Source organism: Nocardia sp. 2TAF39, from assembly GCF_052114905.1.
In the GTDB taxonomy this organism is placed as follows: domain Bacteria; phylum Actinomycetota; class Actinomycetes; order Mycobacteriales; family Mycobacteriaceae; genus Nocardia.
On record NZ_JBFRFQ010000011.1, the window covers coordinates 22,255 to 48,311 of the forward strand.

Consider the following 26,057-nt stretch of genomic DNA (forward strand, 5'->3'; position numbering starts at 1 on the left):
GCGGAGGCATGTCGATCGGCTCCGTGCTGGACCTGCTGCGCCCCGATTTTCCCGACGTCACCATCTCGAAGATCCGCTTCCTGGAAGCGGAGGGCCTGATCCGGCCGGAGCGGACGCCCTCGGGCTACCGCAGATTTTCCGTCGCGGACGTCGAACGGCTCCGGTTCGTACTGACCGCGCAACGCGACCAGTACCTGCCGCTGAAGGTGATCAAGGAGCAGCTCGAGGCGATCGACAGCGGTGCGGCGACGCTGGGCGTGCGGGAAGCCCGCGCCCGGGCGCACGTCGGCCGCGTCGGTGCCGCGGAGTCCGGGCGCGTGGGGCCGGACGCCGAGCATCCCGCTTCGGGTGCCGAACGTGGCGCGCGCCAGGTGGCCGCGCCACGTAGGCTCGGCGTCGTGCCGAGCGAGATCTCTCCGGATGATCTGCGGTTCGATCAGGAAATCCGCGTCACCCGGGCGGATCTGCTCGACCAGGCCGAGATCGATGAGAAGTTCCTCAACGACCTGATCCGCGCCAACCTGATCACGCCTGGACCCGCGGGGTACTTCGACGCGGACGCGGTCACGCTGGCCAAGGCCGCGCGGGCGATGGCCGAATTCGGTTTGGAGGCAAGACATCTGCGTGCCTTCAAGCTCGCCGCTGATCGCGAGGCCGCGCTCGTCGCGCAGATCGCCGCCCCGATTGCGAAGAGCCGCGACGCGGGTGCGCGAGCCCGCGCGGAGGAGACGGTGCGGGAACTAGCGGCGCTGTCGCTGACCCTGCACACCTGTCTGGTCAAGGCTTCGGTCCGGAGTTCGCTGGGCGGTTGAGCCGTCCGCGGTTCCGGCTCGCGGGTTTCGTCGAGCCAACACGCCGATTTCGGCTGTGCACACGGATCGCTGCACCAGTGCTGGTTCGCTTAGACTCGTGGTACGGCGAGCTCCGCAGCGGTCATGCTGGGCTGGCGGCGAGTATGGGAGGCAGTGCGATGAGCGAAATGCGCGTGATCGGCATCCGTGTCGAACAGCCACAGAACCAGCCCGTGCTGTTGCTCCGCGAGGTGGCTGGGGATCGGTATCTGCCGATCTGGATCGGGCAGGCCGAAGCGACGGCGATCGTGCTCGAGCAGGAGGGGGTGACCCCGATCCGCCCGTTGACGCACGATCTGATCAAGATCCTGATCACCGAGCTCGGGCACACCCTCAAGGAGGTCAGGATCGTCGACCTCCAGGAGGGCACGTTCTACGCGGACCTGGTTTTCGAGAACGATCTGCGAATCTCGGCGCGCCCGTCCGATTCGATTGCGATCGCCTTGCGGGTAGGTTGCCCGATCTATGCCGAGGAGGCCGTCCTCGAGGAAGCCGGGCTGGTCATGCCGGACGAGCGCGAGGACGAGGTGGAGAAGTTCAAGGAATTTCTCGAGTCGGTGTCACCAGACGACTTCAAGGCAACCGACAGCTGAAGTAGAGGTCGAGACTTTTACCGCGCGTCGCGTTTGGCTCGATGAGGGCGCTCCCTGGACAATCGAGGGGAGTAATCTCGACAGTTGGGGCCACGTCCGTTTCGGCCGGATCCGACCCGGTTCGGCCACCAACGGAGCCGGGTCATCGATGAGGCTGTGAATGCGTCGGCGAAGCAAGGGAGTGGTCAGTGGCAGAGCAATCGCAGGATGTGGTACAGCCAGGCCTGTTCCCGGACGACTCGGTACCTGACGACTTGGTCGGCTATCGCGTCCCCAGCGCATGTCAGGTGGCCGGGATCACCTACCGGCAGCTCGACTACTGGGCTCGCACCGGTTTGGTCGTGCCCTCCGTTCGTGGCGCCGCCGGTTCGGGCAGTCAGCGGCTGTACTCGTTCAAGGACATCCTGGTCCTCAAGATCGTCAAGCGGCTGCTGGACGCGGGCATCTCGCTACAGAACATCCGCATCGCCGTCGACCACTTACGCAGCCGCGGCGTGCAGGATCTGGCGGGCATCACGCTCTTCTCCGACGGCACCTCGGTCTACGAGTGCACCTCGCCGGAGGAGGTCGTCGATTTACTGCAGGGCGGGCAGGGTGTCTTCGGGATCGCCGTCAGCGGTGCCATGCGCGAGTTGACCGGCGCGATCGCCAATTTCCCCGCGGAACGGGCGTCGGCCGTCACCGAACGCCCCGAGGACGAGCTGTCCTTCCGGCGCAAGGCGCGGATGAACCGCAAGACAGGCTAGGTCCAGCCGCCGCTCGATGAGCGCGATCGGAGCGGCGGCACTCTCGAGCGCAGCGTTTCGGATGACAATCGAAGCGCTCCCGCGGCCGGGCCACGGGTGCAACCTCCCCGGCCGCGGTGTGCAGTTGTTCCGTCGCGGACGATCGTATGCATACCGCGGCGGCGAGGCGGAGGGGCCCGCCGTGCGAGTCGCCGACGACATCACCGAGCCGTGGGGGCCGATCGGGGTGCGCGCGATCGCGGAGTGACGAGAACGACACGGCTGCGCGGGGTCTTGCGGCGCGCTTCGTCGTCGCGTCGGCATAAACTAGCGGTGCGTCGCCGCCGTGCGGGAGAGTCCCGGCTCGACATGAGTCCGGGCGCCGAAGGAGCAGCACCTCCCCGTCAATCTCTCAGGCAGCAAGGACCGTGCGGGCTTCGGCGCCTCTGGAAAGTGGTGGCTTCGAGCTGCCCGCCCATGGGGAAAGGGGCTCGGCGACGGTCGCGCCACCCGAATCTCTCAGGCGCCACGACAGAGGGGGAGGGCTGGTACCCGTCGACCACCGGTCGACCCGCCCGACCTTGGGAGCTGCCGTGACTCGCTCATTCGCCGACCGCCACATCGGACCCGACCGGGACGAACTCGCCCGGATCCTGGACGTCGTCGGCGTTCCGTCGCTCGACGAGCTGGCTGCCAAGGCTCTGCCCGCCGGCATCCGAGACAGCACCGGCCTGACCGGACTGCCCGCGGCGGCCACCGAGCATGAGGTGCTGGCCGAGCTGGCCGGGCTCGCGCAGGCGAACACCGTGGCCAGCTCGATGATCGGGCTCGGGTACTACGACACGCTGACGCCGCCGGTGCTGGTGCGCAACCTGCTGGAGAACCCCGCCTGGTACACCGCCTACACCCCCTATCAGCCGGAGATCAGCCAGGGCAGACTCGAGGCGCTCATCAACTTCCAGACCATGGTGTCCGAGCTGACCGGAATGGACGTCGCCAACGCGTCCATGCTGGACGAGGCCACCGCCGCCGCCGAGGCGATGACGCTGCTGCGTCGCGCGAGCAAGTCCAAGTCCTCGCGCCTTGTCATCGACACCGATCTGTTCCCCCAGACCAGGACGGTGTTGTTCACCAGGGCTGAGCCGCTCGGCCTCGAGATCGTCGAAGCGGATCTGTCCACCGGCGACCTGCCCGACGGCGAGTTCTTCGGTGTGCTGGCGCAGACGCCCGGCGCCTCCGGTCGCGTCGTGGACTGGACCGGCGTCACCACCGCGGCACACCAGCGCGGTGCGCTGGTCGCGGTCGGCGCGGACCTGCTGGCGATGACACTCATCACGCCGCCCGGCGAGCAGGGCGCCGACGTGTGCTTCGGCACCACCCAGCGTTTCGGTGTTCCGCTCGGCTTCGGTGGTCCGCACGCCGGGTATCTCGCGGTGCGCAAGGCGCAGGCTCGTCAGCTGCCTGGCCGCCTGGTCGGCGTTTCGGTGGACGCAGACGGCGATATCGCTTACCGTCTCGCGCTGCAGACCCGTGAGCAGCACATTCGCCGCGAAAAGGCGACCTCCAACATCTGTACCGCGCAGGTGCTGCTGGCCATCGTGGCCGCGATGTACGCCAGCTACCACGGCGCCGAGGGCCTGCGCGCCATCGCCCGCAGGGTGCACGGGCACGCTGCGGCGATCGCGGCGGGGCTGGATGGCGCCGTCGTGTACGACACCTTCTTCGATACCGTGCTGGCGTATGTGCCCGGGGGAGCGGAAGCTGTTGTGGCGAAGGCGAAATCGCGCGGCATCAACCTGCGCCTCGTGGACGCCGACCGCGTCGGCATCGCCTGCGACGAGGCGACGACCGACGCGCACGTCGCGGCCGTGCTCGAATCCTTCGGCACCGCGTTGTCGTCCGAGCAGGGCGCGGCCCCGATCGCCGCGATCGAGACCCGCACCTCGAAGTTCCTGACCCATCCCGCGTTCACGAAGTACCACACCGAGACGGCCATGCTCCGCTATCTGCGGTCGCTGTCCGACAAGGACATCGCGTTGGACCGAAGCATGATTCCGCTCGGCTCGTGCACCATGAAGCTCAACGCCACCGCGGAGATGGAGGCCATCACTTGGCCCGGCTTCGCCCGTGTGCACCCGTACGCGCCAGTCGAGGACGCGACCGGACTGCTGCGGGTGATATCGGACTTGGAGAACTGGCTGTCGGATGTCACCGGCTACGACTCGGTGAGCCTGCAGCCGAATGCGGGCAGTCAGGGAGAGTACGCCGGGCTGCTGGCCATCCGCCGCTACCACCGGGACCGCGGTGACGCCCACCGCGACACGTGCCTCATCCCATCCAGCGCGCACGGCACCAACGCGGCATCGGCGGCCATGGCCGGGCTGCGTGTCGAGGTGGTGAGGTGCCGCGACAATGGGGATGTCGATCTGGACGATCTGCGCGCCAAGATCGCCGACCATGCCGACCGGCTGGCCTGCATCATGATCACCTACCCGTCCACGCACGGGGTGTACGAGCATGAGGTCGCCGAGTTGTGCGCGCTCGTGCACGACGCGGGCGGCCAGGTCTACGTGGACGGCGCGAACCTGAACGCTCTGGTCGGCCTTGCGCGTCCGGGCCGGTTCGGCGGCGATGTGAGCCACCTCAACCTGCACAAGACGTTCTGCATCCCGCACGGTGGCGGCGGTCCCGGTGTCGGCCCGGTCGCGGTGCGTGCACACCTGGCGCGGTACCTGCCCGGCGATCCGCTGCAGGCGGGCTCGCACGCGGTATCGGCGGCGAAGTACGGCTCGGCCTCGATCCTGCCGATCACCTGGGCCTATATCCGCATGATGGGCGCCGACGGCCTGCGCAGGGCCACGCTGTCGGCGATCGCCTCGGCGAACTACATCGCCCGCAGGCTCGACGAGTATTTCCCGGTGCTCTACACCGGTGAGCACAGCATGGTCGCGCACGAGTGCATCCTCGACCTGCGCGAGATCACCAAGCAGACCGGCGTCACCGTCGACGACGTGGCCAAGCGCTTGGCGGACTACGGTTTCCACGCACCGACCATGAGTTTCCCGGTGGCGGGCACGCTCATGGTAGAGCCGACCGAGAGCGAGAACCTCGCTGAGCTGGACGATTTCATCGAGGCGATGATCGCCATCCGTGCCGAGATCGACCAGGTCGCCGCGGGAGTGTGGCCGGTGACCGACAACCCGCTGCGCGGCGCGCCGCACACTGCGGCTTCGCTGGTGGGGGAGTGGGGGCATCCGTACAGCCGTGAGCTCGCGGTCTACCCCCGCGGCCTTGCGCACGCCAGGGCCAAGGTATGGCCGCCGGTACGGCGGATCGACGGGGCATATGGCGATCGGAATTTGATGTGCTCATGCCCGCCGCTGGAGTCTTACGCCGATTGACACCCACAAGCCGGACCGTTCTCACGCGGCGCGGCCGGACATCGGATTCACCGGCCGCGACCACGTTCGCACAGGTATTTGCCGGGTCCGGCCAACCGTCTGCGTTGCCGACGTCGTTGCGCGGGCAAGCCGGTGTGACGTGGCCGGATGTATTCACTGGTCCTGCCGATGGCGGACGGGGTCGGCTACGGCGTGGTGAGGGCATGAACGACGGCGGAGCCCAAGCTGATGTCGTCGGACGTGGCCAGGCGGGTGTAGGTGCCGCCGGTCCGCTGCGCCAGGCCTTGGAGGGTCTGGGTGCCGCTGCCGAGGACGATCACGTCGATCCGGACCGGGTGGGCGCGGTCGATCGCGGCGGCGATGTCGGCTTCCAGCTTGGTTCCGGTGACCGTCGAGTCGTCGTCGGGACCGTCGGTGATCAGCAGCACCGAGTTGGTGTGGCCCGGTGCGTACCCGGCGATGGCGCTCTTGTACGCGGCGATCAGCGAGGGGTAGGCCTGGTCGGACCGGATCTCGCTGGGGCGCACGGAACTCAGGGCCGTGTCGATCTTTGTACGCTGATCGGCGGTGAGCGGCGCCGTGGCGGCCTGCACCTGGTACGGGGCGGTTCCGTCGAGATTCTTGCCGAAGGTCCAGACGCCGAGGCCGAAATCGGGTGGCATGACGGTCATCGTGGAGTTCAGGGCGGCAAGAACATTCGCCAGCCGCGTAGTGCCGCCCTCGGTGGTCGTCATGGAGGACGAAACGTCGACCAGGACCGTGGACTGCACGCCGAGAACGGGGTTCGCGAGGGTGGCCCGCACCTTGTCGAGGGCAGCACGCGGCGGGGCAGCGGCCGCGGACTGTGGTGCGGTGGTGAATCCGGCCGCGAGGAAGTTCTGCGCCTGGCTCGGGGCGCGCAGGTAGTCGAGGAAGCGTCCAGCGATGAGATTCTGCGTCTTGTCCACCCACGGCCCGGACATCAGCGCGGCCGGGTAATCCGCCGTCGGCGCGGACCCGATGGGGCGGAACGCGGCGAGCCCGGGCCGCGCTTTCAGTTGCTGTTCAGTAGCAGCCACCGCGTGAATCGGCGCGTCCTGCGCACCCGCGAGTGCGGAGAGCGCGGCCGCGGTGTCGGACGCCTGGGGAGCGCCGGCGGCGAGCCCGGAGACCGCGGCGATGACCTGACCGGACTGCGCGGCCTCCGCGCTGAGCGGGTCGGCGCCCGACACCGCGGCGCCGACCGCGGTCGCCGCGGCGAGCGTGGCGTCACCTGACGGCAAGGCCATCCGCAGACCGCCCCAGCCGGACAGTCCGAGCTCGCCGAGCGAACCTTGTTGCAGCCGCGGCAGATCCGCCCAGCCGAGCTGGGCCTGCTCCAGCGCGCCGCGCAGATCCTCCGGCACCGCGAGCACGATCGGGCTCCCGGCTACCGGCACGGGAGTTCCCTCGATCAACCCAGGTACCCGCATCGACTCGATCGAGCGGGTCGAATCGGCGATCCACAGCGCAGGCTGCGGACCGAGTGCCCGGTCCCACGCTTTGCCGCCGGTGAACGCGGCGACGATCGCCGAGGAGGGCTGCGCCGTCACCTCGACCTGCGCGCAATGGTCGCGGACCCGCGGCTTGGTCGCGTTGTAGCTGTCGGCGACGGCCCGCACCTGCGACGCGATGTCCGGATCAGCCGTCACGTAGAGCGTCGCGGGCCCCTCCACGCACTCGGCCGCCGCCGCGCTGTCCTGATCGGCCGCCCGATCCCGTAGCTGAAACCAGCCGACGACGCTCGCGACGAGTAGCGCAACGGCGACCACTGCGATAACCGGACCTTTGCTGACGCCCCGGGACCTGGTTCCGCTGCGATGAGTGCCCACGCGCTCAGTGTATGGTCACCGCGGTTGCCAGGATCGGCGAGGTTCCCCCTCCTGCGCCGCGGCGGACGGTGCGTGTCGCATGCGATGCTCCACTGTCGCACCTGGCGAGGCCCGAGGGCGGATTCTCACTGGCGGATCACCCGTCCGCGGTCGAACTCGTGCCCGCCCCAGACACCGGACTGTCCGGTGTGTGCGGCGAATTCACCGCACGCATCCCGGATCGGGCAAACCGCACAGACTTCGCGCGCATAGTCGAAATCCTGCGAGGGGTATGGGAACCAGGCTTCGTGGTTCGGGTCGCCGCGGCAGGCCGCCCGGTGCCACTCTCGGGAATCCGAGAGGGGGAGCAGGTCGGCCAGGGTCAACTCCGCGACGATGGTGGTCTCGGTACGCGTCATCGCGATCTTCTCCTTCCTCGGATCGTGGTCAGGTGGCGGCGAGTTGCTTCCAGATCCGCCGTTGCGGCTTGGCGCGGTGGTTCGGCGCCTTCGGCTCCCAGAGCAGGCGCATGCCCGCCTCCTCAGGGGTGCGATCGGCCTTGGCCGTGTTGCACGGCGCGCAGCAAGCCACCAGGTTGCTCCAAATGTTCGGGCCGCCCCGCGAGCGCGGCCGGATATGGTCCACGGTGTGGGCCCAGCCCGCGCAGTAGCCGCACCGGTGGTTGTCCCGGCGCAGCACACCGGCCAGCGTCGCCCGGCTCTCGTCGTGCACCCGCGCGGTGTGTTCGATGTACACATAGCGCAGCAGCCGAATCGTCTCCGGCAGAGCGAGTTCCACGCGTCGAGACCGAATCGGGAAGTGCGGCTCGCGGTCCGTGACCGTCTCCGCCGTTCCGGCGATGAGCAGCACGACGGCCCGGTCGGCACTGATCTCGTCGAGCGCCTCGTAGGAGGCGTTCAGGACCAGCACTCCGGTGTGTATCCAGTTGTCGGCGGTCAACACCACCCGATCGGTGGCGCGGCGGAACAGCATGGGAATCACCATGTTTCGTGCGAAATCGAGCGAGAGACGAGAGAGGTGCGCTGTCGTCAGTGGACGGCTGGGAGGCGGCTGTCGCCCGGTCCGCGGTGAACTACGCACAGCTGCGTGCCGAACGCGTCGCCCGCGGTCGACAACCGCGGCATCGCGTCGGGATCCACCCGATTCGCTATCTCCGGAATCACTGCCGCCCCTCCTCTCCACTGCTCGGTGACCAGCCTCGATCCGGTGGTCATCGTCGAATCACATGGTGACACAACGTACCCGCCGTTGTCGGGTCATTTTCCGGCGGTCGGTCCACGTCCCGCTCGGTGGCCGTGGTGTGCGCATCGCACATCTCGCCGGCAAGCTGGAAGGTCGGCGCGTCGGCCCGGCCGGCCACCAGCGCCGCAGGCCAGGTTCACGGCACCGTCGGCGATGCCGAGATAGGCCGCCATTACCAGCGGCATCGCCGCGCCGATCACCGTGTTCGGTATCGGCGGCCAAGCGTCCGCGGGGCGGGTCAGCGATACCGCCGCGTCGGGCACGAACACGTCCTCGAGAACCACGGTGTGCGAGCCGCTGGCTCGAAGGCCGAGCGTGTCCCAGGTCTGCTCGATGCGCACGCCGTCGGCGTCGAGCGGGACAGCGCAGTGCCGCACTTCGGGCCGTCCGGTGCTTCGTCCCAGCGCACGGTTGTCACCAGAAGGGTGCCGGCCTCGCATCCGCTGGCGGGTGCCTTGCGTGCGTGCACCCGGTAGCCGTCGACCCGCTCGGCGAATCCGTTGGAGCCGATCAGACACGCCGGTGCTGACCAGGATCGCGCCCGCGACCACTTCGGCGAACACCGGTGCGGCATCGATGCCGTGCTTGTGCCGCCACACCTGGCGGCGACCAAGTGAGTGTGCATCGCGAAGGCCACTGCGGTGGAGGGGTCGTGGCGGCCCAGCTCGCGGAGGATCTCCCCCATCTCGCGGTGGGTGACGCCGCTGCCACCCCGAATTCGGCGGGGACAAGGGCGGCGGACAGCCCGGTAGCGCGCAGCAGGTCGTAGGCGGCGAGGGAGATCTCGCCGGAATGATCGCGGGCGGCCATGTCGGTGCGCAGGGATTCGCCGACTCGCCGCGCGAGGGCGATCCAGTCGGTCGTGATGTGGGTGAAGTCAGCGGTAGTAGTCATGTTTCGAAGTTAGGAGCAGCCGCGATAACCGAATAGTAACTGCCTGCCGGGGCTGGTCAGAGGTTCCCGACGATGTGTTCCAACCGTTCGGCCACCAGTTCGCGCGCCTTCTCCCGCAGCGCGGGGCGATAGCCGCTCGGATACACCGGATCGCCAGGCGCATAGTCCTTCAGGACTTCCTTCGCCAGGGTGATCTTGTGCACCTCCGTCGGTCCGTCGGCGATGGCCATCACCTCGGCGTAGCTGAGCATGTCGACGAACGGCAGGTCCTGGCTGACGCCGAGCGCACCGTGCAGGTGCAGCGCGCGCTGGGCGACATCGTGCATCACCTTGGGCATCGCTACCTTGATGGCGGCGATGTCTTTGCGCACCTTCAGGTAGTCCTGCTCCTTGTCGATCCGCCACGCCGTGCGCAGCACCAGCAGCCGGAACTGCTCCATCTCGATCCAGCTGTCGGCGATGCGTTCCTGGGTCATCTGCAGCCCCGCCAGCGGACCCTTGCGCATCCGACGGGACACCGCGCGCTCGGCCATCATGTCGAAGGCCCTGCGCACCAGGGCGACGGTACGCATCGCGTGATGCACCCGCCCGCCGCCCAAGCGGGTCTGCGCGACGACGAAGCCCTGCCCTTCGGCGCCGAGCAGATTGTCGGCGGGTACGCGGACGTCGGTGAACCGCAAATGGCCCTCATGTTCGCTGAACCCCGCGACGTGGAAGTTCTTGACGATCTCCAGACCGGGGGTGCCTGCGGGCACGATGAACATCGACATGCCCTGGTACGGGCTGGCATCCGGGTTGGTCACCACCATGACGATGTGGAAGGCGGCGAACTGCGCGTTCGAGTTGAACCATTTCTCGCCGTTGATCACCCAGTGATCGCCGTCGCGCACCGCGCGGGTCGTGAACAGCGTGGGGTCCGAGCCGCCGGTGGGCTCGGTCATCACATAACAGGAGCCGATCTCACCGGCCAACAGCGGCTCCAGATAGGTCGCCTTCTGCTCCGCGGTGCCGTAGTGGGCGAGGATCTCCGCGTTACCGGAATCCGGTGCCTGGCAACCGAATACCGAGGGCGCCCAGGCCGAGGTGCCCAGCACCTCGTTGAGCAACGCGAGTTTCATCTGCCCGTAGCCGGGGCCGCCGAGTTCCGGTCCCAAATGGCAAGCCCACAGGCCCTGTTCCTTGACCTTCTCCTTGAGCGGGCGCGCCAACGCCATGGCTTCTCGGTCGGTGCGGTCGTAGGGGTTCGGGTACAGCAGGTCGAGCGGTTCCACCTCGGTGCGGACGAACTCCGCCGCCCAGTCCAGCTTCTTCTGGTACTCCGGGTCGGTCTCGAAATCCCAAGCCATGGTCAGCCTTTCGTGTTTCGATCGGTGGAGGTCAGCACGCCGTCGAGGAGGGTGGCCGCGAGGAGGTCGGCGATCTCGCCGGGGGAGTGGCCGCCGTGTGGTCGGTACCAGAACGTCACCGTGTTCAACATGCCGAGCACGCTGTTGGTGACCACGTGGTCGTCGGTGCGCAGCAGTCCGTCGGCATGGCCCGCGTCGATGACGCGCTGCCAGCAGTGCTGGATACGGTCGCGGAGGTCCTGCAGGTCGGCGGCGCGCTCGCCGGTCAACGCGCCGGCGTCGCGAAGTTGGATGGTTACCTCGCGCTGATGCCGGATGATCAGCCGGACGTGACTGTGGATCAGGTTGCGCAGCTTGGTGATCGGATCGTCGTCGCCGTCGGTGATCTGTTCGGCCTCGACCAGCATCGGCTGGATGTAGTCGCGCAGGATCTGCCAGAGCAACTCTTCTTTGGTGCCGATGTGGTAATACAGCGCGCCGCGCTGTATGTCGGCGCGTTCGCCGATCTCGGCCACACCGGTGCCGTGAAAGCCCTTTTCGGCGAACAGATCGATCGCCGCCCGCACGATCCGCTGCCTGGTGTCGCCCGCTGTCGACTCGGCGGCGCGCGGGCGACCACGTCGACGTGCCGGGGCGATCATCGCGCCGGATCCAGGACGACCTTGCCCACCCCGTCGGCCCGATCGGCGAACGCGCGGGCGGCGGGCCCTTCGGACATCGGAAGGCGATGGGTGACAACGGCTTCGGGCCGAAGCCTGCCGCCCGCGGTGACTCCGGTGCGGAAGGCGGGAGCGTCGGTGGCGAAGAACAGTGCGGCGCCCGCGATCTCGTTCGGCTCGCCGACCCGGCGTAGCGCATTGTGCTCGGTGAGTTGCTCACGCACCGCCGCTGCGAAGGCGAGCGCCCTCTCCTTGCCGAGGCGTCGGCCATCTCCCGTGACGACGACTTTGTTTGTGAGCGACACCCGAACTCCTGCTCTCTAAATGTTCCGATCAGTACATTAGTTGTGTCGCGCGATACGATCAAGAGGCTGTCCGGCTTACCGCCGACACATTTGCGACCCGTCGGTGCTGCACCCACTCGCGACCGGCGTTGCGGAATGGATTGGGCATACGGCGTGTCGACCCGGCGCACGGTGGTACCGCTACCGACGGGTAACATGGTTGGGTCTTTTCCCACCCGGCTTTCTCAGAAGTGAGGCAGTAGATGACAGAGCGGATTCAGGTCGGCGGGCTCCAGGTGGCCAGCGTTCTCCACGAGTTCATCGAGAACGAGGCGCTCCCCGGGACCGGCGTGGATTCCGCCGCGTTCTGGGCCGGTGCCGAGCAGATCATCAACGATCTCGCGCCGCGCAACCGTGCCCTGCTGGCCGAACGCGACGAGATCCAGGGCAAGGTCGACGCCTGGCACGCCGAGCACCCGGGCGCGACCTACGACAAGGCCGCCTACAGGAACTTCCTGACCGACATCGGCTACCTGCGTGCCGAGCCCGCCGAATTCCAGATCACCACGCAGAACGTAGACGACGAGATCGCCACCACCGCCGGACCGCAGCTCGTGGTGCCGGTGATGAACGCCCGGTTCGCGATCAATGCCGCGAACGCGCGCTGGGGCTCGCTCTACGACGCGCTCTACGGTACCGACGCCATCTCCGAGGAGAACGGTGCGGAGAAGGGCAGCGGCTACAACAAGGTGCGTGGCGACAAGGTCATCGAATGGGCGCGCAACTTCCTCGACGACTCGGTCACCCTGATCACCGGCTCGCACATCGGCTCGACGTCGTACCAGATCGTCGACGGCGAGCTGGAGGTCGGCTTGGAGGACGGCACCAGCATCGGCCTCGCCGACGCCTCGCAATTGGTCGGCTACCTTGGTGATCCCGAGTCCCCGAGTTCGGTCCTGCTGAAGCACAACGGTTTGCACATCGAGATCCAGATCGACCCGGCCTCGCCGATCGGCAGCACCGATAGCGCGGGTATCAAGGACGTCGTGCTGGAGTCCGCGGTCACCACGATCATGGACTTCGAGGACTCGGTCGCCGCCGTGGACGCCGAGGACAAGGTGCTCTGCTACCACAACTGGCTCGGCCTGATGAAGGGCGACCTGGCCGAGAAGGTCAGCAAGGGTGAGAAGACCTTCACCCGCACCATGAACCCCGACCGGGTGTACACCGCGCTGGACGGCGGTGAGCTCGTGCTGCACGGCCGTTCGCTGCTGTTCGTGCGCAACGTCGGCCACCTGATGACCTCTGACGCGATTCTCGACGCCGAGGGCAACGAGGTGCCCGAAGGCATCATGGACGGCCTGATCACCTCGCTGGTCGCCAAGCACAGCCTGAACGACGACACCGAGCTGAAGAACAGCCGGACCGGCTCGGTCTACATCGTGAAGCCGAAGATGCACGGCCCGGACGAGGTCGCCTTCACCAACGAGTTGTTCGGCCGGATCGAGGACGTGATCGGGCTGGATCGCAACACGCTCAAGGTCGGCATCATGGACGAGGAGCGTCGCACCACGGTGAATCTGAAGGCCTGTATCCAGGCCGCAGCCGAGCGTGTCGTGTTCATCAACACCGGCTTCCTCGACCGCACCGGCGACGAGATCCACACTTCGATGGAGGCGGGCCCGATGGTCCGCAAGGCCGACATGAAGTCTGAGCAATGGATTCTGTCCTACGAGGATTGGAACGTCGACACCGGTCTTGCCGCGGGCCTGCCGGGCAAGGCGCAGATCGGCAAGGGCATGTGGGCGATGCCGGACCTGATGTCCGACATGCTCGCGCAGAAGATCGGCCATCCGCGTGCGGGCGCCAACACCGCGTGGGTCCCCTCGCCGACGGCCGCCACCCTGCACGCAACGCACTACCACCTGGTCGACGTGTTCAAGCGGCAGCAGGAGATCGCCAAGGGCGGCCGCCGTGCCACCGTCGAGGAAATCCTGGAGATCCCGCTGGCCGCCCAGCCGAACTGGACCGCCGAGGAGAAGCGTCAAGAGCTGGACAACAACTCGCAATCCATCCTGGGCTACGTGGTGCGCTGGATCGATCAGGGCGTCGGCTGCTCCAAGGTGCCCGACATCAAGGATGTCGCGCTCATGGAAGACCGTGCGACCCTGCGTATTTCGAGCCAGCTGATGGCCAACTGGCTGCGCCACGGCATCGTCACCGCCGACGAGGTGGTGGCCAGCCTGGAGCGGATGGCCCCGGTCGTGGACCGGCAGAACGCCGGCGATCGGAACTACCGGGCCATGGCGCCGGACTTCGCGGGGAGCATCGCCTTCCAGGCCGCCAAGGAACTGATCCTGGAGGGCACCAGACAGCCCAACGGCTATACCGAGCCGATCCTGCACCGCCGTCGCCGCGAGGCGAAGGCGCTGGCCTCCGTATAACCCTGCATGTCGCGAATCCCCTGGCCGACTTGGTCGGCCGGGGGATTCGCGCTTTCCGCACCATGACGAGCTTCGACTCCCGTTTATCAATCCGTTACCCTGTGGGCGCACGTGATCGTCGATTTGTGAGGAAGATTCATGGGAAGCGTTGTGCTCGATATCGTGGCATTGCTCGTCAATCGTGCTGCGATGTTCTGGAATTGGCTGGCCACCGGGTCGGCGGGGTTCCCGCCGCTGTGAGCGATGGATTTCGATAAACGAATCCCCTGGTCAGATGTCTGGCCGGGGGATTTTCGTGCCTGGGGCCGGTTCCGGAATCGTTCCGAAGCGTGCCTTCACGATTGCGAGGTGCGGCGACGACAGAACGTCCCGTCTGCTGAGGTCCGCAGCATCGTGATCGCCAGCGGGTCGGGCGATTTCGCCCTCGATAGCGCCCGCGAAGCCGGCCCCACTCGTATCTTGATCAGGTGAGCACCACCAGACCCCGTAAACAGGCGCGCATTCCTCGTTGGTTCGTTCTCTGGATGGGGCTCCTGGCCGCCTTCGTAGCGGTGTCCTGTCTAGCGCTGTTCTGGCAGCTGGCGGCCGAAGGGACGCTCCCGACCATCGTCGTGCTGTGGTTCGTCCTCGGAGTGCTCGGCATGATCGCCCTGCTGTTCGGGCTGCTGGGCTTGCTCCGCTACCGTGCCTTCTTCCACAGTCTCATTTCGCCTCTCCTCATCGGCATCCTGGTCGTGCTGGTCTGGTTCGACATACCGGAAACCGTCGGCTGGCGGCTCTCGCGCGCGATCCTCGAAGACCAGGCCACCGACTGCGCCAACCCCGGCCACCGCACCCGCCTGGGCGTCTACGCCATCACCTACATCACCTCTCGTGACGGTGGCTGCCTGTTCTATACCCAAGCACACGAATCGAACTCGGCCGGATTCGCCTACTTCCGCGACACCGCGACCCCACCCCACATCGGCCCGCCCGCCACCAACGGCGTCCGGTACGAGACGTTCGAGGGGCACTGGTATCGATTCGTGGAGGACCATTGACCAGGCGCTGGTCGCCGAGACCTCGTCGAGTGGGTTCGCGGTGGCTGCGCGGGTGATCCAGGCGGTCACCAGTGGAACGGTGCCGATTGCCGTGGCTCCAGCCAGAGAGCTTCGGCGAGGGCGCAGAGGGTTCCATCGGTGGTGGCGAGGGCGACGCCCACGGTGTGTTTGCGGCCGTTCTGGGAGATCGGCCAGGCGTAGGAGAGGTAGGTGATGCCCGCGAAGACCGGTTCGAATTGGGTGGCGGTGAGTGCCGCGGTCACCGCACCCGGACGCAGGTCGCGCAGGGCCATCGCGGCCCAACCTCCAGGGCAATCGAGGGCCGACCAGACGATTTCGGTGGGAATCCGTCCGTCGGGGCCTCCGAGGGCGGGGTCGGGCGTCCAGGCTGCGATGACCATGTCGTGCGCGGGAACGGCCCAGGGGGACAGGCGCAGTCCACGGCCGGACGCGCAGGCAGCGCCGCAGCCGTAGCAGTGGCTGAGTTTGCGCAACACGTCGGCGGTCGCGGTGGCGGCCGCGGCCTCCGCCGAGGAGGGCGCGGCGGGCGGAGTGATCGTGACGACCGAGGCCGAAGCCTCGGCGAGGACGGTGCCGTCGAGATCGGTCAGCGTCGCGCCGCCGGAGTCGTCGGTGGTCAGCACGATCGGGGTGTCGACCGCGATTTTGCGTCGGAAGTCGACGCGTATTTCCGCGCCGCTGCTCGCAGCGGCGAGCAGCCCGGCGATGTAGCCGCCGAACGCGACGCCCGGGTAGCCGCGCACGTGCTTGGGCACCGCGAACGCATCGGTCCGAATCATCTGCTGCTCAACCTTTCCCGGCTGACGATGGTCCCCGGTCCGGTCCGACGATACCGGCGTCCCCTGAGTCCCCAGCGGTTGAGTCATTACCTGCTCGTCCTACCCCGCCGGACGTGCAGGTCGGAAAGTTGCGGGAATTCCTTCGTGGCGAGTGGCGTTGCGCGGAAATGTGACGAAAGCTGGAATGAACGTACTGGTCGTGTACGCCCACCCGAAGCCGGACTCACTTACCGGTGCGCTGAAAGACGTTGCAGTACAACAGTTACGGGCCGACGGGCACGACGTGCGGATAACGGATCTGTACGCCATGGGATGGAAAGCCCACGCCGACACCGACGATTTCGGTGCGGTGGAGGAGACCAGCTTCATGCTGGCCTCAGGTGCCGCCTATCACAACGGGACGCTGAGTCCCGACATCCGCGCCGAGCAGCAGAAACTGCTCTGGGCCGACACGGTCCTCCTACATTTCCCGCTGTGGTGGTTCAGCATGCCCGCAATCATGAAGGGCTGGGTCGACCGAGTTCTCACCTGCGGGTTCGCCTACGGCGCCGGGGGGAGTGCGCTGCCGAGGTATGGGGCGGGTGTGCTGGCCGGCCGGCGCGCAATGCTCGTGGTGAGTATCGGTGGCAGGGAGCCGTCGTACTCCGATCGCGGCATCAACGGGCCGGTCGACGACCTGCTGTTCCCGATTCACCACGGCATTCTTTACTATCCGGGCATGGACGTGCTGCCGCCGTTCCTCGTGCACGGCACCATTCGGCTCGGCTCGGAGCGTTTCGACGAGGTTGCCGACGACCTCAGGCAGCGAATGTCGAACCTGGCGAAGCTGGAACCGATCCGCTACCGCTCGCAGGGCGGCGGCGACTACGACCGGAGTCTTCGCCTGGAGCCCGGCCGGGAAGCGAAGGGCGCGAGCGGGTTCGGGTTGCACGTGGCGTCCTGACGGCGCGTGGCGGTGAGGACGGCCGCGCCGCCTCGCGCTGGGGGCCAGTCCCGTTGCGGGTGTCGGGATCGGAGGGTCGTCAGCATCACCTGGATCTCCTCCAGCGGCATGTCGAGGTTGCGGAGTCGCCGGACGCTGCCCGCTACCCGGCGGTATGGAACGAGGCCGATGCCCGGCTGCGCCGCCGGGCCGTCGCCGATCTGTGGGCCGACGACGGCATGGAGTACGTCTCGACTGCTCGCCGTAGTCCACACGTGCTTGGGTGAGAGTGCGGAGTTCAACAGGCTGGGCGGCGGTCGATACGTAGAACGCCAGGATCGCCCGGTCGCGATGCGATGTCATCCGGTCGAACAGCTCGTTGAACAGCTGGTCGGGGATTCCTCGGGGCTGGGTTCGTGGAGCCCGCTGGTGGTACGCCGCTCGTCGTTGAGGGTGGAACGGCTCCATCGGGTTGTGGTGGCCATTGCGCACGAACACCGGCGCAGTGAACTGCACCCACCGGACCAGGTCGGACCCGTCTTCACGATCCAACGACCGGCGAACCTACCCAGACCGTGCCGCCCGCGCAGGCCGATCCTCCACCCAGCCCGCGCCAGCAAGTACGCGACTGCAGAGGACCTCGAACATCACTGAAGTCGACTTCGAACATCGACAGTTCGGGCGCATCCGTAGGTGGTGTTTGCACAAAAATGGCTCACTACTGATGCGAGGCCCACTACCTAGTCGATGAGAATCGGAAGTGTCGGCGGACAGATGTGTCAACCCCCATCCGGAAGGGGTGTTCGACCGCAAGACGACCGCCGAGGACGATCACGATCCCTGCGGCACACGATGGGGTGTGGGCGAGGTCGAGCGACGACGCTCGGTGGGGTTGCGACAGTCCCACATCTTCGCCGACGAGGTCGAAGGTGATGCGGGTCGCTGCTGGCCGTGGCCATGACCTACACGCGACCCGAGCGATTAATAGTGACAGCCGAGCTCGACGTCACGCCGGGTCGACGGCACAAGGTGGGCACATGCCGCCCTGCGATGACAGATCCATCCGGCTACCCGGAGGTAAATCTCCCGTAGCCGGCCGACCGGAAGCCGTATCATCCCATGACAACCGCACTATTGCCTCTTGCATACGGATACTTGCGCGACGATTTGCTCCGTGACCGCGACGCGAATTCGAGCGAAGACAGACTGCGCAACACCGCCAGGTCACTCGGATACGACCTGGGTGCCGTATTCCATGAGCCCGCACCGCAGAACGGGACACTGCCCCCGGCGTTCGTCGATCTCGTCCAGGAATGCCGGCGAGCCGAAGCACGCACCGTCATAACACCGCACGGACACATGTCGGATATGTCCATATGCCGGATGGTCCTGCTGGCGGTCCTCGACGTGCGAGCCGCTGCCGCAGTGCACGAAGTCGAGTTGTGAACCATCCCGTCTCTATGACAATGCCCTCATGGAGAACTCCTTCTCCACACTCGATACCGAGCTTGTGGGCCGAAACAATTGGCGGACAAAGGAAGACGCCGACAACGCGTTGTTCGCCTACATTATGGTCGGTACAACACTCACCGGATCCAGAAGAAGCTCGGCTGGCTGTCACCCGACGAGTACGAGGCCCACTACCATCAGCAGGTCCAGCCGGAATCAGGTAATCAGAGTCTCGATGGGTATCGACGGACAGCCCGGATGTCGGCGGCATTCCAGTGCGTTCCCGGCGTGAGCCGGCCGAGGTGGACCACGTCGATGCCGTTTTCGGCGAGCGCCTATTCACACCGGACGAACCACACACCCGCCAGTCGGCAGAGGCGCGGCGGACCGAGGCGTGGCCGAAGCCCCGGCAGAGCGAGCTCAGGGCCGATGAGTGCGTACGTCGCTCCCATGAGTTGCCGAGAGAAACGGTTGCCCCTCGGAATTGTGCGGGGATGAGTAAGCTCGAGCAATATGACGGCGGCTGGCGGCAAGCGTCGTGGAGATCCGGTGTCGACTACGGATCATTTTGTTGGTCGTGCTCCGGAACTGGACAAGATCGCTACCTTACTGCTGGGTTCTGCCCGGGTGATCACCTTGATCGGCCCAGGCGGGATCGGGAAGACACGCCTTGCCGCCGAAGCTGTGCGCCGATTCGGCACGGCCACACACAGGCCGGTGTACTGGGCGCGGTTGGCGCGGTTGGCCAGGGGCGCCGACGTCGCTGCGGTCGAGTATGAAGTCACGCGATCGGTGGTTGATCCCGACTCCTCGCAACAATCGACCTGGGATGCGTTGGTCGATACGTTGACCAAAACGGACGCGGTAGGGCGGAACCTGCAGACCGTGCTGGTGATGGACAACTGCGAGCATGTGCTGGCCGCTGCCGGACAGTTGATCGCGGAGTTGACCGAAGCGGTGCCGGGTTTGACGATCCTGGCGACCAGCCGCCGGCCGATAGGGTGGGTCGATGAGCTTGTCGTCGTCGTTGCTCCGTTGTCACAGCAGCAGGCACTCACCTTGTTCCGGCAGCGCGCCGAACTCACCGGAAATCCCGTAACCACTCCCGACCAGGTCGAGCTGGCCAACCTGGTTTGCCGTCACGTGCACAACAATCCGCTGTATATCCGGTTGGCGGCCGCACGGTTGCTGCGTCAGCCGTTGGCGGTCATCGTTCAGGAATTGAGCGGGGAGGCCACCGACAAACGGATGCGTTGGTCGCGCGGGCCGCGGGTGGGAGCCGAACCACGCCACCAGAGCGTTCCCGATGTCATCGCTTGGTCCTATGACCTGTGCCTGGACAAGGAACGGCTGCTTTTGGATCGGATGTCGGTCTTCGCCGCGGGCTACGACACCAACCCCGAGGACGACACCGGCTCCTCCCCGGATGTGGGTGCCGGGCTGGAAGCCATTGGGACGGTGTGCGCCGACGACGTGGTTCCCGCCCGAAGCGGGGATCTGCCAGCCGACGGCGACACGGTCGTACGCCTGGCGCGAGCCGAGATCGAGAGCTTGCTCGAGGGGCTGGTCGACCAGTCGCTGGTGACCGCCCACAAGACGCCGACGACGGTGCGGTATTCCCTGTTGGAAAGTATCCGAGTCTTCGCCGCGCAGCGACTGAGAGAACGCTCCACCAGCGAGGTTGACGAGCCAGCGCGGCTCGAACGTCGTCACCGACGATACTATCGGGACAAAGTCGTAAAAGCGCAGGTCAAATGGTTCAGCCCCGGCGAAGAGAACTGGGGTGCCCGTACGGCGTGGGACAACATCATCACCGCCATCGAGTCGAGCCTCCGCTCCGGCGAGCCCGAACTCGGTCTGGAAATCTCCGCCGGCCTGGTCGCCCTGCCGATTATCAAAGGCTCACCCCGAGAAATACGTCGATGGACCGAACACACATTGCAGGCGACCCGCACACTGGCGTCACAACCGACCGAACTCCAAACGGCCGCCATGACCATGCTTGGGTGGCTTTCCGTGCTGCAGGGTAGGAACGACGATGCCGACCGGATACTCGACGAATGTGTGGTCAATTCCATCGCCGACGCGGAGGCCGGACGGAACTGGCGACAGGACCCGGAAACCGATATCGGTCTGCCCGCCAGCGTCGAATTTCTGTGGGGCACGATACTGATGCTGGCCCGCCGCGACCCGAAGGCCATCGCCGTGTTCGGTCGGGCTCGCGAAAAGTTCGGAACCCACGACAATCGCGGTGGCGAGGGCAGAAGCGAGTTCTACCAGGCAGTGGCCGCCGGCTCCCTCGGAACCGCACAGCAGGCTCTCGAGATCACCGGGCGTCACCTCGATCACGCCACCAGATCCGGCGCCGGGTGGGCGAAGGCATGGGCCGAGTTGGCCCGGGCGATAGCATTGACCAAACACGGTGATCCCCGCGAGGCATTGGCCGTCGGTCACTCGGCACTCGCGTACCAGGCTGCCGCGCGCGACCAATGGGGCGTGTCGTTCGCGGTGCATATTCGGCACTGGGCATTGGCACAGGTCCTTGCCGATTCGATCGCCACCGGAAGTGCGGCCCCAGCCGAACTCCGGGCGCTGGCGATCGAAACCGCCCAACTCGCCGGAGGAGCCGCAGTGGTGCACGCGGGGCCGGGTATCGATTTCGGCGATCTGGCGTTGCTCGCTGCCGAAACGAAAAGGCTACCGAGGTTTGCCATCGGGTGCTGGGACACGCGGCGTTCACCTCCGCCTACCGGCAAGGCACCCTATTGCATCCCGAACTGGGCGAGGTGCAGCGTTTGGCGCTGGGCACGTTGTCCATCGACAAGATGCCGATCGACCATCCCGCCAGGAAGAACACCCCATCACACTGGGAGGAACTCTCGAGAGCAGAACGGGAGGTCGCGACCTTGGCTGCAGCAGGATGGACGAACACCGCGATAGCGGCCCGGCGAGGCAATTCTGTCAGAACTGTCGACGCACAAATGTCGGCGATCTTTCACAAGCTCGCGATCACCTCACGACAAGACATCATCAAACTCGCGCCCAAAAGCCAGATCGGCGAGATCCGCAGGGAAGCAGCCAAGCGCGCACCCCGAATCAGCGAACGATCACACGAACGGCTGTGACGGTACGGTCACCGCGACCATCCCGTTCGTTCGCTACGGGAACGGCGAGGGCTCCGGCGGTCCGTTTGTGTCGGGAGTCGGAGCCCGAGCCGGTGATCCGCAAGCTCGCCGCCCAGCTCGGGGTCCATCACGAGGCCTTGCGGAACTGGATCGGCCAATGGAGGAGAACAAGCGGCTTCGGAAACGGGTCACCGAACTCGAACGTGTCAACGCTGTGTTGCGTGATGCGAGTACGTATTTCGCCTCCGAGATCGGCCAGACCCAGTCCGTGACGATCCCGGATCCTGGGGCGTCCCTATGTTTGTTGTCAAGTCACGGTGTCGGTGTTCTGGTTGGTCACGGTGTTGGACGAAGCCGGTTGTCGGTAGCGTGACTTGGGTGGTGACGAAGGCTGAGCGGCAGGCTGCCCGTGGCTTGGTGGCTGCGTATCACGAGGCGCAGCTCGGTGTGCTGATCGAGCACGTCGGCTGGGCGGTGGACCGGTTCCGTGCCGGCGAGCAAGACGCGTTCGAGGTCGACGCCGCGATCCACCAGTTCCATCGGGCGGCCAGGCAGCTGTGGTCGTTCTGTGCCCAGTCCGGCACGCAGGTGGAATCCACCGCGCAGCTGATTCAGCGCATGGCCGATGGCGGCGACGCCATCGATTGGTGGCAGCGCGGCGCTCCGGCCAGGGCTCCGGGTGCCGCGGATCCGGACGCCTGATCCGGCCGGTGGTGTGGCAGCTCAGGAGCTACGAAGAAGGTAACGGGCAGTAAGCTCATCGGCCCCGCTTTCTGACCCTGCTGGTGGATCATCGAGCGAGCGTTCTCCTCGGCCGGGTCTTCGTAGGCGAAGGCCGAACGGAAATCTTCGTGCGATCGACGCTCAGCGCTGTGCCACGCCCGGCGCGAATGACCGGTCCGGGCGAACGGCGCCCGGGGCGGAGTGCTGCGCGAGAAGTTCGTCGCATACGCCGAGGAAGATCTGGCGCAACTCGGCCGCGCGATCGGCCAGCGCCGATTGTGCGCGCACGTACTCGGCGCGCCCGGCCGGCGTCTCGATGCGCACCGGCTCGTAGCCGTACTCGGACAGATCGTAGGGGCTGGCGCGCATGTCGAGTTCGCGGGCGGCGCAGGCCGATTCGAAAAGTTCCAGCAGCAGCTCCGAGGAGATCAGCGGGACCAGCTTGAAGCCCCACTTGTACAGGTCCATGTTGGCGTGCAGGCAACCCGGCTGTTCGCGGAGCACTTGGTCGGCCCGCGTCAGCGGCTCGGCATTCCGCCCCACCGCCTCCGGGGTGAAGAAGCGATACGCATCGAAATGCGTGCAGCGCAACGACATCGACTCGACCACGGTGTCGGTGCCCGCTCGCCCCAGCCGCAGTGGCACCTTCTGGTGGCGGATGTCGTCGGTGCGATACACCATCGCCCACTCGTGCAGACCGAAGCAGGACAGCTGTGCGGGCCGGGAGGCGGTGGCGCGCAGCAGGTTCGCGACGAACTCGACGGTGTCGCGGCGCTTTGCCAGATAGGCAGGGTCGGCTGTGAAAACGTTGACGAAAACGCCGCCGGGTAGTGCGTGTGCCGCGCCGTCGCTTCCGGTGTCGCTTTCCGCCGCCATGCGGCGATACCCGCGGAAGCCTTCGTACTCGGCGGCGTCCGCCAGCGCGACACCGTAACCCGGATGCCAGCGCCGCAATTGGGCGGGCTTGTGACCGTAATAGGTGAACAAGAAGTCGATCACCGGATGCGACGAACCCTGCGCCCGACGTTCGAAGTATGGCCCGATCAGCTCGTCGAGCCGGGCCCGGTGGGCAGCAGCACTCGCCCGCCAGCGCGCCGCCGGTAGTACGGTCATGCCGACATCCCGTCGCCACGGCGAGGGCGGTGGAACTCGACGCCAGGCATTCATTCGATCACCCGGTGCGTACCGTCCCGGACAGTGCCGACGAACTCCTCCACGAGGTCCTCCAGGGCAACGACGCCGGTGGTGTTGCCCCGCTCGTCGACCACCCGGCCGAGGTGGCTGTTGGTGCGGCGCAGGCGGGCCAACGCCTCGTAGAGCGTGGTGCCCGTGCCGACGGTCGGCAGTGGCCGGATATCGGTGCGCGGGATCGGCGTCGCGGGGCCGGCGCTCTCGTCGGCGACCTTGTCGAGCACGTCCTTGACGTGCAGGTACCCGACCAGCGAGCCGTCGCTCGCCCGAACCGGATAGCGGGAGAACCCGGTCTCGGCGACGGCGGACTCGATGTCGCCGAGGGTGGTCCCGGAGCCACGCAGCGGAATCGACCGGGTCGCGTCCAGCGGCACCATGACGTCGGCGACTACTCGGTCGCTGGTGCCGAGCGCCTGGGTGAGGCGGCGGTGCTCCTCCTCGTCGAGCAGGCCCTCCGAGCGTGACTCGCCGATCATCTCGGCCAGCTCGACCGAGGAGACGGTGGCTTGCAGCTCGTCCTTCGGCTCGATCTGCAGCAGCCGCAGCGAGAGGTTGGCGGCGAGGTTGTAGAGCGCGATGAGCGGGCGGGCCAGCCGCAGCCACATCAGGTGCACCGGAACCAGCAGCAGTGCACTGCGTTCCGGCCCGGCGAGCGCGATGTTCTTCGGGATCATCTCGCCGAACAGGATGTGCAGGATGACCACGATGGTGAGTGCGAGCGTGAACGCCACCGGGTGCAACAGCTGCTCGGGTAGGCCGAACAGCTCGAAGGGGCCCTCCAATAGATGCGCGATGGCGGGCTCGCCGACGCGGCCGAGCAGGATCGAGCAGATTGTGATGCCCAGCTGGGCCGCCGCGAGCATCATCGAGAGGTTCTCGCCCGCGCGGATCACCGTGGTGGCGTTGCGCTTGCCCTGTGCCGCCAGCGCTTCCAGCCGGTCCCGGCGCGCGGAGATGAGCGCGAACTCGGCCGCGACGAAGAAGGCGTTGCCGCCGAGCAGCACGACGGTGAGCAGCACGCCGAACAGGTCACCCATGACTGTGCTCCCTGGCGGCGAGGGCGTCGGCGGCGACGGGTATCAGGCGCACCCGGTCGATGCGCCGCCCGTCCATCCGCTCGACGCGAGCAACCCAGCCGCCTGTGCGGGGGGTGTCCGCCGACGACCACTGCTGTGAGCGGGGATTCGGCAGCACGACTTCGTCACCCGCCACGGGAATGCGGCCCAGCCTGGTCAGCACGAGGCCGCCCAGGGTCTCGTATTCGCCCTCGGGGGCGTCGTATCCGGTGGCGCGGGAGACCTCGTCGATGCGCAGCAGACCTGAGCAGTCCCAGCCGTCGGAGACACGCCGCACATCGCGCTCCTCCTCGTCGTGCTCGTCGCGGACGTCGCCGAGGATCTCCTCGATGATGTCCTCCATGGTGACCAGGCCGGCGGTGCCGCCGTACTCGTCGACGACGAGCGCTACCTGCATGCCGTCGGCACGGATGCGTTCGAGCACCTCGTCGCCGTCGAGGCTGGCTGGCACGATCGGCACCGGGCGGGCGAGCATGCGCAAGGGGATGGTCCTGCGCGCGTTCGCCGGGTGCGTGAACGCCTGCTTGACGTGCACGAAGCCCAAGGTGTTGTCGAGATCGCCGTCGATCACCGGGAACCGGGAGTAGCCGGTGCGGCCCGCCGCGTCGATGAGATCGGCGATGGTGTCGAGCTTGTCCAGTGACTCGATCTTCACCCGCGGCGTCATCAGCTCCTCGGCGCTGCGCTCACCGAACTGCAGCGAGCGATCCATCACCTGCGCGGTGCGCTGGTCGAGCGCGCCGCGTAGCGCGGACGTGCGCACCAGGGAGCCGAGTTCCTGTGGGGACCGCGCCGATCGCAACTCCTCGGCCGGTTCCACGCCGAGCCTGCGGACCACCCAGTTCGCGGTGCTGTTGAGGAAATGGATCATCCATTTGAACACCACCGAGAAGCCGATCATGGGGCCGGCCGTCGTGCGGGCGGTGGCCAGCGGCTTGCCGATGGCGATGTTCTTCGGCACCAGCTCGCCGTAGATCATCGACAGTGAGGTGGCCAGCACCAGCGCGAGTGCGAGCGCGACGCCGTGCGCGGCGGCGTCGCTCAGGCCGATCCCGGTGAACACCGGGTTCAGTAGCCTGGCCAGCACGGGCTCGGCGATGTAGCCGGTGATCAGCGTAGTGATGGTGATGCCGAGTTGTGCGCCGGACAGCTGGAACGACAGCGTGCGATGCGCCTTGCGGACCATCCGCGCGCGCACGTCACCGGTGCGGGCGTGGGCCTCGACGGTGCTGCGTTCCAGCGCGGTGAGAGAGAACTCGGCGGCGACGAACAGGGCGGTGCCTACCGTGAGAGCGACAAACCCGATCAAGCTGAGCGCGGTGAGCGCGACGGACATCGTCAGCACCATCCGAACAGTGCTGGGAACCGGCCCGTCGGGGATGGGACGACTACTGCGAAGAGGAGGACGCCGGGTTTGTCACCCGGCTCGGTAGAGGAGCCCT

At 66.9% G+C, this 26,057-nt stretch carries 26 protein-coding genes and 1 riboswitch; of the genes, 13 read left to right on the plus strand and 13 right to left on the minus strand.

The genetic code is table 11. The features are described from left to right. Positions 1 to 8 precede the first annotated feature (8 nt). The 5 genes from ftsR (at position 9) to gcvP (ending at position 5,570) form a co-directional block, all read left to right on the plus strand. Positions 9 to 812 carry a transcriptional regulator FtsR gene (gene ftsR, locus AB4Z47_RS08920; protein WP_441949590.1) on the plus strand — a complete coding sequence of 268 codons (804 nt, stop codon included), beginning with the start codon at positions 9 to 11 and terminating at the stop codon, positions 810 to 812. Between the two features lie 158 nt (positions 813 to 970). Continuing rightward, positions 971 to 1,444 carry a bifunctional nuclease family protein gene (locus AB4Z47_RS08925; RefSeq protein ID WP_406275138.1) on the plus strand — a complete coding sequence of 158 codons (474 nt, stop codon included), beginning with the start codon at positions 971 to 973 and terminating at the stop codon, positions 1,442 to 1,444. Between the two features lie 188 nt (positions 1,445 to 1,632). Next, positions 1,633 to 2,190 carry a MerR family transcriptional regulator gene (locus AB4Z47_RS08930; RefSeq protein WP_327115458.1) on the plus strand — a complete coding sequence of 186 codons (558 nt, stop codon included), beginning with the start codon at positions 1,633 to 1,635 and terminating at the stop codon, positions 2,188 to 2,190. 61 nt (positions 2,191 to 2,251) lie between these two features. Next, entirely contained in the window at positions 2,252 to 2,437 is a 186-nt protein-coding gene (locus tag AB4Z47_RS08935) for a hypothetical protein (protein WP_441949432.1), read from the plus strand. 71 nt (positions 2,438 to 2,508) lie between these two features. Further along, a riboswitch (glycine riboswitch) is annotated at positions 2,509 to 2,608 on the plus strand. A 154-nt stretch (positions 2,609 to 2,762) separates the two neighbouring features. Then, the gene (gcvP, locus tag AB4Z47_RS08940) at positions 2,763 to 5,570 is read left to right on the plus strand and encodes an aminomethyl-transferring glycine dehydrogenase (protein WP_441949434.1); all 2,808 of its coding nucleotides are present in this window, start codon (positions 2,763 to 2,765) and stop codon (positions 5,568 to 5,570) included. 185 nt (positions 5,571 to 5,755) lie between these two features. Here gcvP and AB4Z47_RS08945 read toward each other — a convergent pair whose 3' ends face one another. The 9 genes from AB4Z47_RS08945 to AB4Z47_RS08985 form a co-directional block, all read right to left on the minus strand. After that, entirely contained in the window at positions 5,756 to 7,420 is a 1,665-nt protein-coding gene (locus AB4Z47_RS08945) for a VWA domain-containing protein (RefSeq protein ID WP_441949436.1), read from the minus strand. Positions 7,421 to 7,545: 125 nt separating this feature from the next. Next, positions 7,546 to 7,818 (minus strand): WhiB family transcriptional regulator, encoded by a 273-nt coding sequence (locus AB4Z47_RS08950; protein WP_441949437.1) that lies wholly within the window; start codon positions 7,816 to 7,818, stop codon positions 7,546 to 7,548. Positions 7,819 to 7,846: 28 nt separating this feature from the next. Next, positions 7,847 to 8,392, minus strand: coding sequence for an HNH endonuclease (locus tag AB4Z47_RS08955; protein ID WP_441949592.1), 546 nt, complete (start codon positions 8,390 to 8,392; stop codon positions 7,847 to 7,849). Between the two features lie 56 nt (positions 8,393 to 8,448). Beyond that, positions 8,449 to 8,634 (minus strand): hypothetical protein, encoded by a 186-nt coding sequence (locus tag AB4Z47_RS08960; protein ID WP_441949439.1) that lies wholly within the window; start codon positions 8,632 to 8,634, stop codon positions 8,449 to 8,451. Between the two features lie 42 nt (positions 8,635 to 8,676). After that, complete coding sequence (locus tag AB4Z47_RS08965; protein WP_441949441.1) at positions 8,677 to 9,102, minus strand: hypothetical protein; 426 nt, start codon at positions 9,100 to 9,102, stop codon at positions 8,677 to 8,679. A 70-nt stretch (positions 9,103 to 9,172) separates the two neighbouring features. After that, complete coding sequence (locus tag AB4Z47_RS08970; RefSeq protein WP_441949442.1) at positions 9,173 to 9,556, minus strand: hypothetical protein; 384 nt, start codon at positions 9,554 to 9,556, stop codon at positions 9,173 to 9,175. Between the two features lie 56 nt (positions 9,557 to 9,612). Beyond that, positions 9,613 to 10,902: an acyl-CoA dehydrogenase family protein gene (locus AB4Z47_RS08975; protein WP_441949444.1), complete on the minus strand. Its 1,290-nt coding sequence runs from the start codon at positions 10,900 to 10,902 to the stop codon at positions 9,613 to 9,615. 2 nt (positions 10,903 to 10,904) lie between these two features. Then, positions 10,905 to 11,543, minus strand: coding sequence for a TetR/AcrR family transcriptional regulator (locus AB4Z47_RS08980; protein ID WP_441949446.1), 639 nt, complete (start codon positions 11,541 to 11,543; stop codon positions 10,905 to 10,907). Continuing rightward, complete coding sequence (locus tag AB4Z47_RS08985; protein ID WP_441949447.1) at positions 11,540 to 11,866, minus strand: hypothetical protein; 327 nt, start codon at positions 11,864 to 11,866, stop codon at positions 11,540 to 11,542. Before AB4Z47_RS08985 ends, AB4Z47_RS08980 begins: the two co-directional genes overlap by 4 nt. Before the next feature lie 242 nt (positions 11,867 to 12,108). On the opposite strand from AB4Z47_RS08985, the gene AB4Z47_RS08990 reads away from it, so the two are divergent. Both AB4Z47_RS08990 and AB4Z47_RS08995 read left to right on the plus strand, forming a co-directional pair. Further along, complete coding sequence (locus AB4Z47_RS08990) at positions 12,109 to 14,289, plus strand: malate synthase G (RefSeq protein WP_441949449.1); 2,181 nt, start codon at positions 12,109 to 12,111, stop codon at positions 14,287 to 14,289. Positions 14,290 to 14,756: 467 nt separating this feature from the next. Next, the gene (locus AB4Z47_RS08995; RefSeq protein ID WP_441949450.1) at positions 14,757 to 15,329 is read left to right on the plus strand and encodes a hypothetical protein; all 573 of its coding nucleotides are present in this window, start codon (positions 14,757 to 14,759) and stop codon (positions 15,327 to 15,329) included. A gap of 65 nt (positions 15,330 to 15,394) precedes the next feature. On the opposite strand, the gene AB4Z47_RS09000 is transcribed toward AB4Z47_RS08995, so the two are convergent. Then, the gene (locus AB4Z47_RS09000; protein ID WP_441949452.1) at positions 15,395 to 16,129 is read right to left on the minus strand and encodes a hypothetical protein; all 735 of its coding nucleotides are present in this window, start codon (positions 16,127 to 16,129) and stop codon (positions 15,395 to 15,397) included. A gap of 184 nt (positions 16,130 to 16,313) precedes the next feature. On the opposite strand from AB4Z47_RS09000, the gene AB4Z47_RS09005 reads away from it, so the two are divergent. From AB4Z47_RS09005 to AB4Z47_RS09030, 6 genes are all read left to right on the plus strand, one after another. Continuing rightward, entirely contained in the window at positions 16,314 to 17,072 is a 759-nt protein-coding gene (locus tag AB4Z47_RS09005; RefSeq protein WP_441949453.1) for an NAD(P)H-dependent oxidoreductase, read from the plus strand. Positions 17,073 to 17,131: 59 nt separating this feature from the next. Beyond that, positions 17,132 to 17,338 (plus strand): hypothetical protein, encoded by a 207-nt coding sequence (locus AB4Z47_RS09010; RefSeq protein WP_441949455.1) that lies wholly within the window; start codon positions 17,132 to 17,134, stop codon positions 17,336 to 17,338. Between the two features lie 832 nt (positions 17,339 to 18,170). Continuing rightward, on the plus strand, positions 18,171 to 18,497 hold the full coding sequence (locus tag AB4Z47_RS09015) for a hypothetical protein (protein ID WP_441949456.1): 327 nt from the start codon (positions 18,171 to 18,173) through the stop codon (positions 18,495 to 18,497). 552 nt (positions 18,498 to 19,049) lie between these two features. Then, a complete protein-coding gene (locus AB4Z47_RS09020) occupies positions 19,050 to 21,440 on the plus strand; it encodes an ATP-binding protein (RefSeq protein ID WP_441949458.1) in 2,391 nt (796 codons plus the stop codon). Then, positions 21,326 to 21,625 (plus strand): helix-turn-helix domain-containing protein, encoded by a 300-nt coding sequence (locus AB4Z47_RS09025; RefSeq protein WP_441949460.1) that lies wholly within the window; start codon positions 21,326 to 21,328, stop codon positions 21,623 to 21,625. The genes AB4Z47_RS09020 and AB4Z47_RS09025 overlap by 115 nt, the downstream gene beginning before the upstream one ends. A 378-nt stretch (positions 21,626 to 22,003) precedes the next feature. Beyond that, positions 22,004 to 22,327 carry a hypothetical protein gene (locus AB4Z47_RS09030; protein WP_441949461.1) on the plus strand — a complete coding sequence of 108 codons (324 nt, stop codon included), beginning with the start codon at positions 22,004 to 22,006 and terminating at the stop codon, positions 22,325 to 22,327. 162 nt (positions 22,328 to 22,489) lie between these two features. On the opposite strand, the gene AB4Z47_RS09035 is transcribed toward AB4Z47_RS09030, so the two are convergent. From AB4Z47_RS09035 to AB4Z47_RS09045, 3 genes are read right to left on the minus strand one after another with little or no spacing between them, the layout of a single operon-like run. After that, a complete protein-coding gene (locus AB4Z47_RS09035; RefSeq protein WP_441949463.1) occupies positions 22,490 to 23,461 on the minus strand; it encodes a 3-methyladenine DNA glycosylase in 972 nt (323 codons plus the stop codon). Between the two features lie 50 nt (positions 23,462 to 23,511). Continuing rightward, on the minus strand, positions 23,512 to 24,576 hold the full coding sequence (locus AB4Z47_RS09040) for a hemolysin family protein (protein WP_441949464.1): 1,065 nt from the start codon (positions 24,574 to 24,576) through the stop codon (positions 23,512 to 23,514). Next, entirely contained in the window at positions 24,569 to 25,951 is a 1,383-nt protein-coding gene (locus AB4Z47_RS09045) for a hemolysin family protein (RefSeq protein ID WP_441949466.1), read from the minus strand. The genes AB4Z47_RS09040 and AB4Z47_RS09045 overlap by 8 nt, the downstream gene beginning before the upstream one ends. Positions 25,952 to 26,057 lie beyond the last annotated feature (106 nt).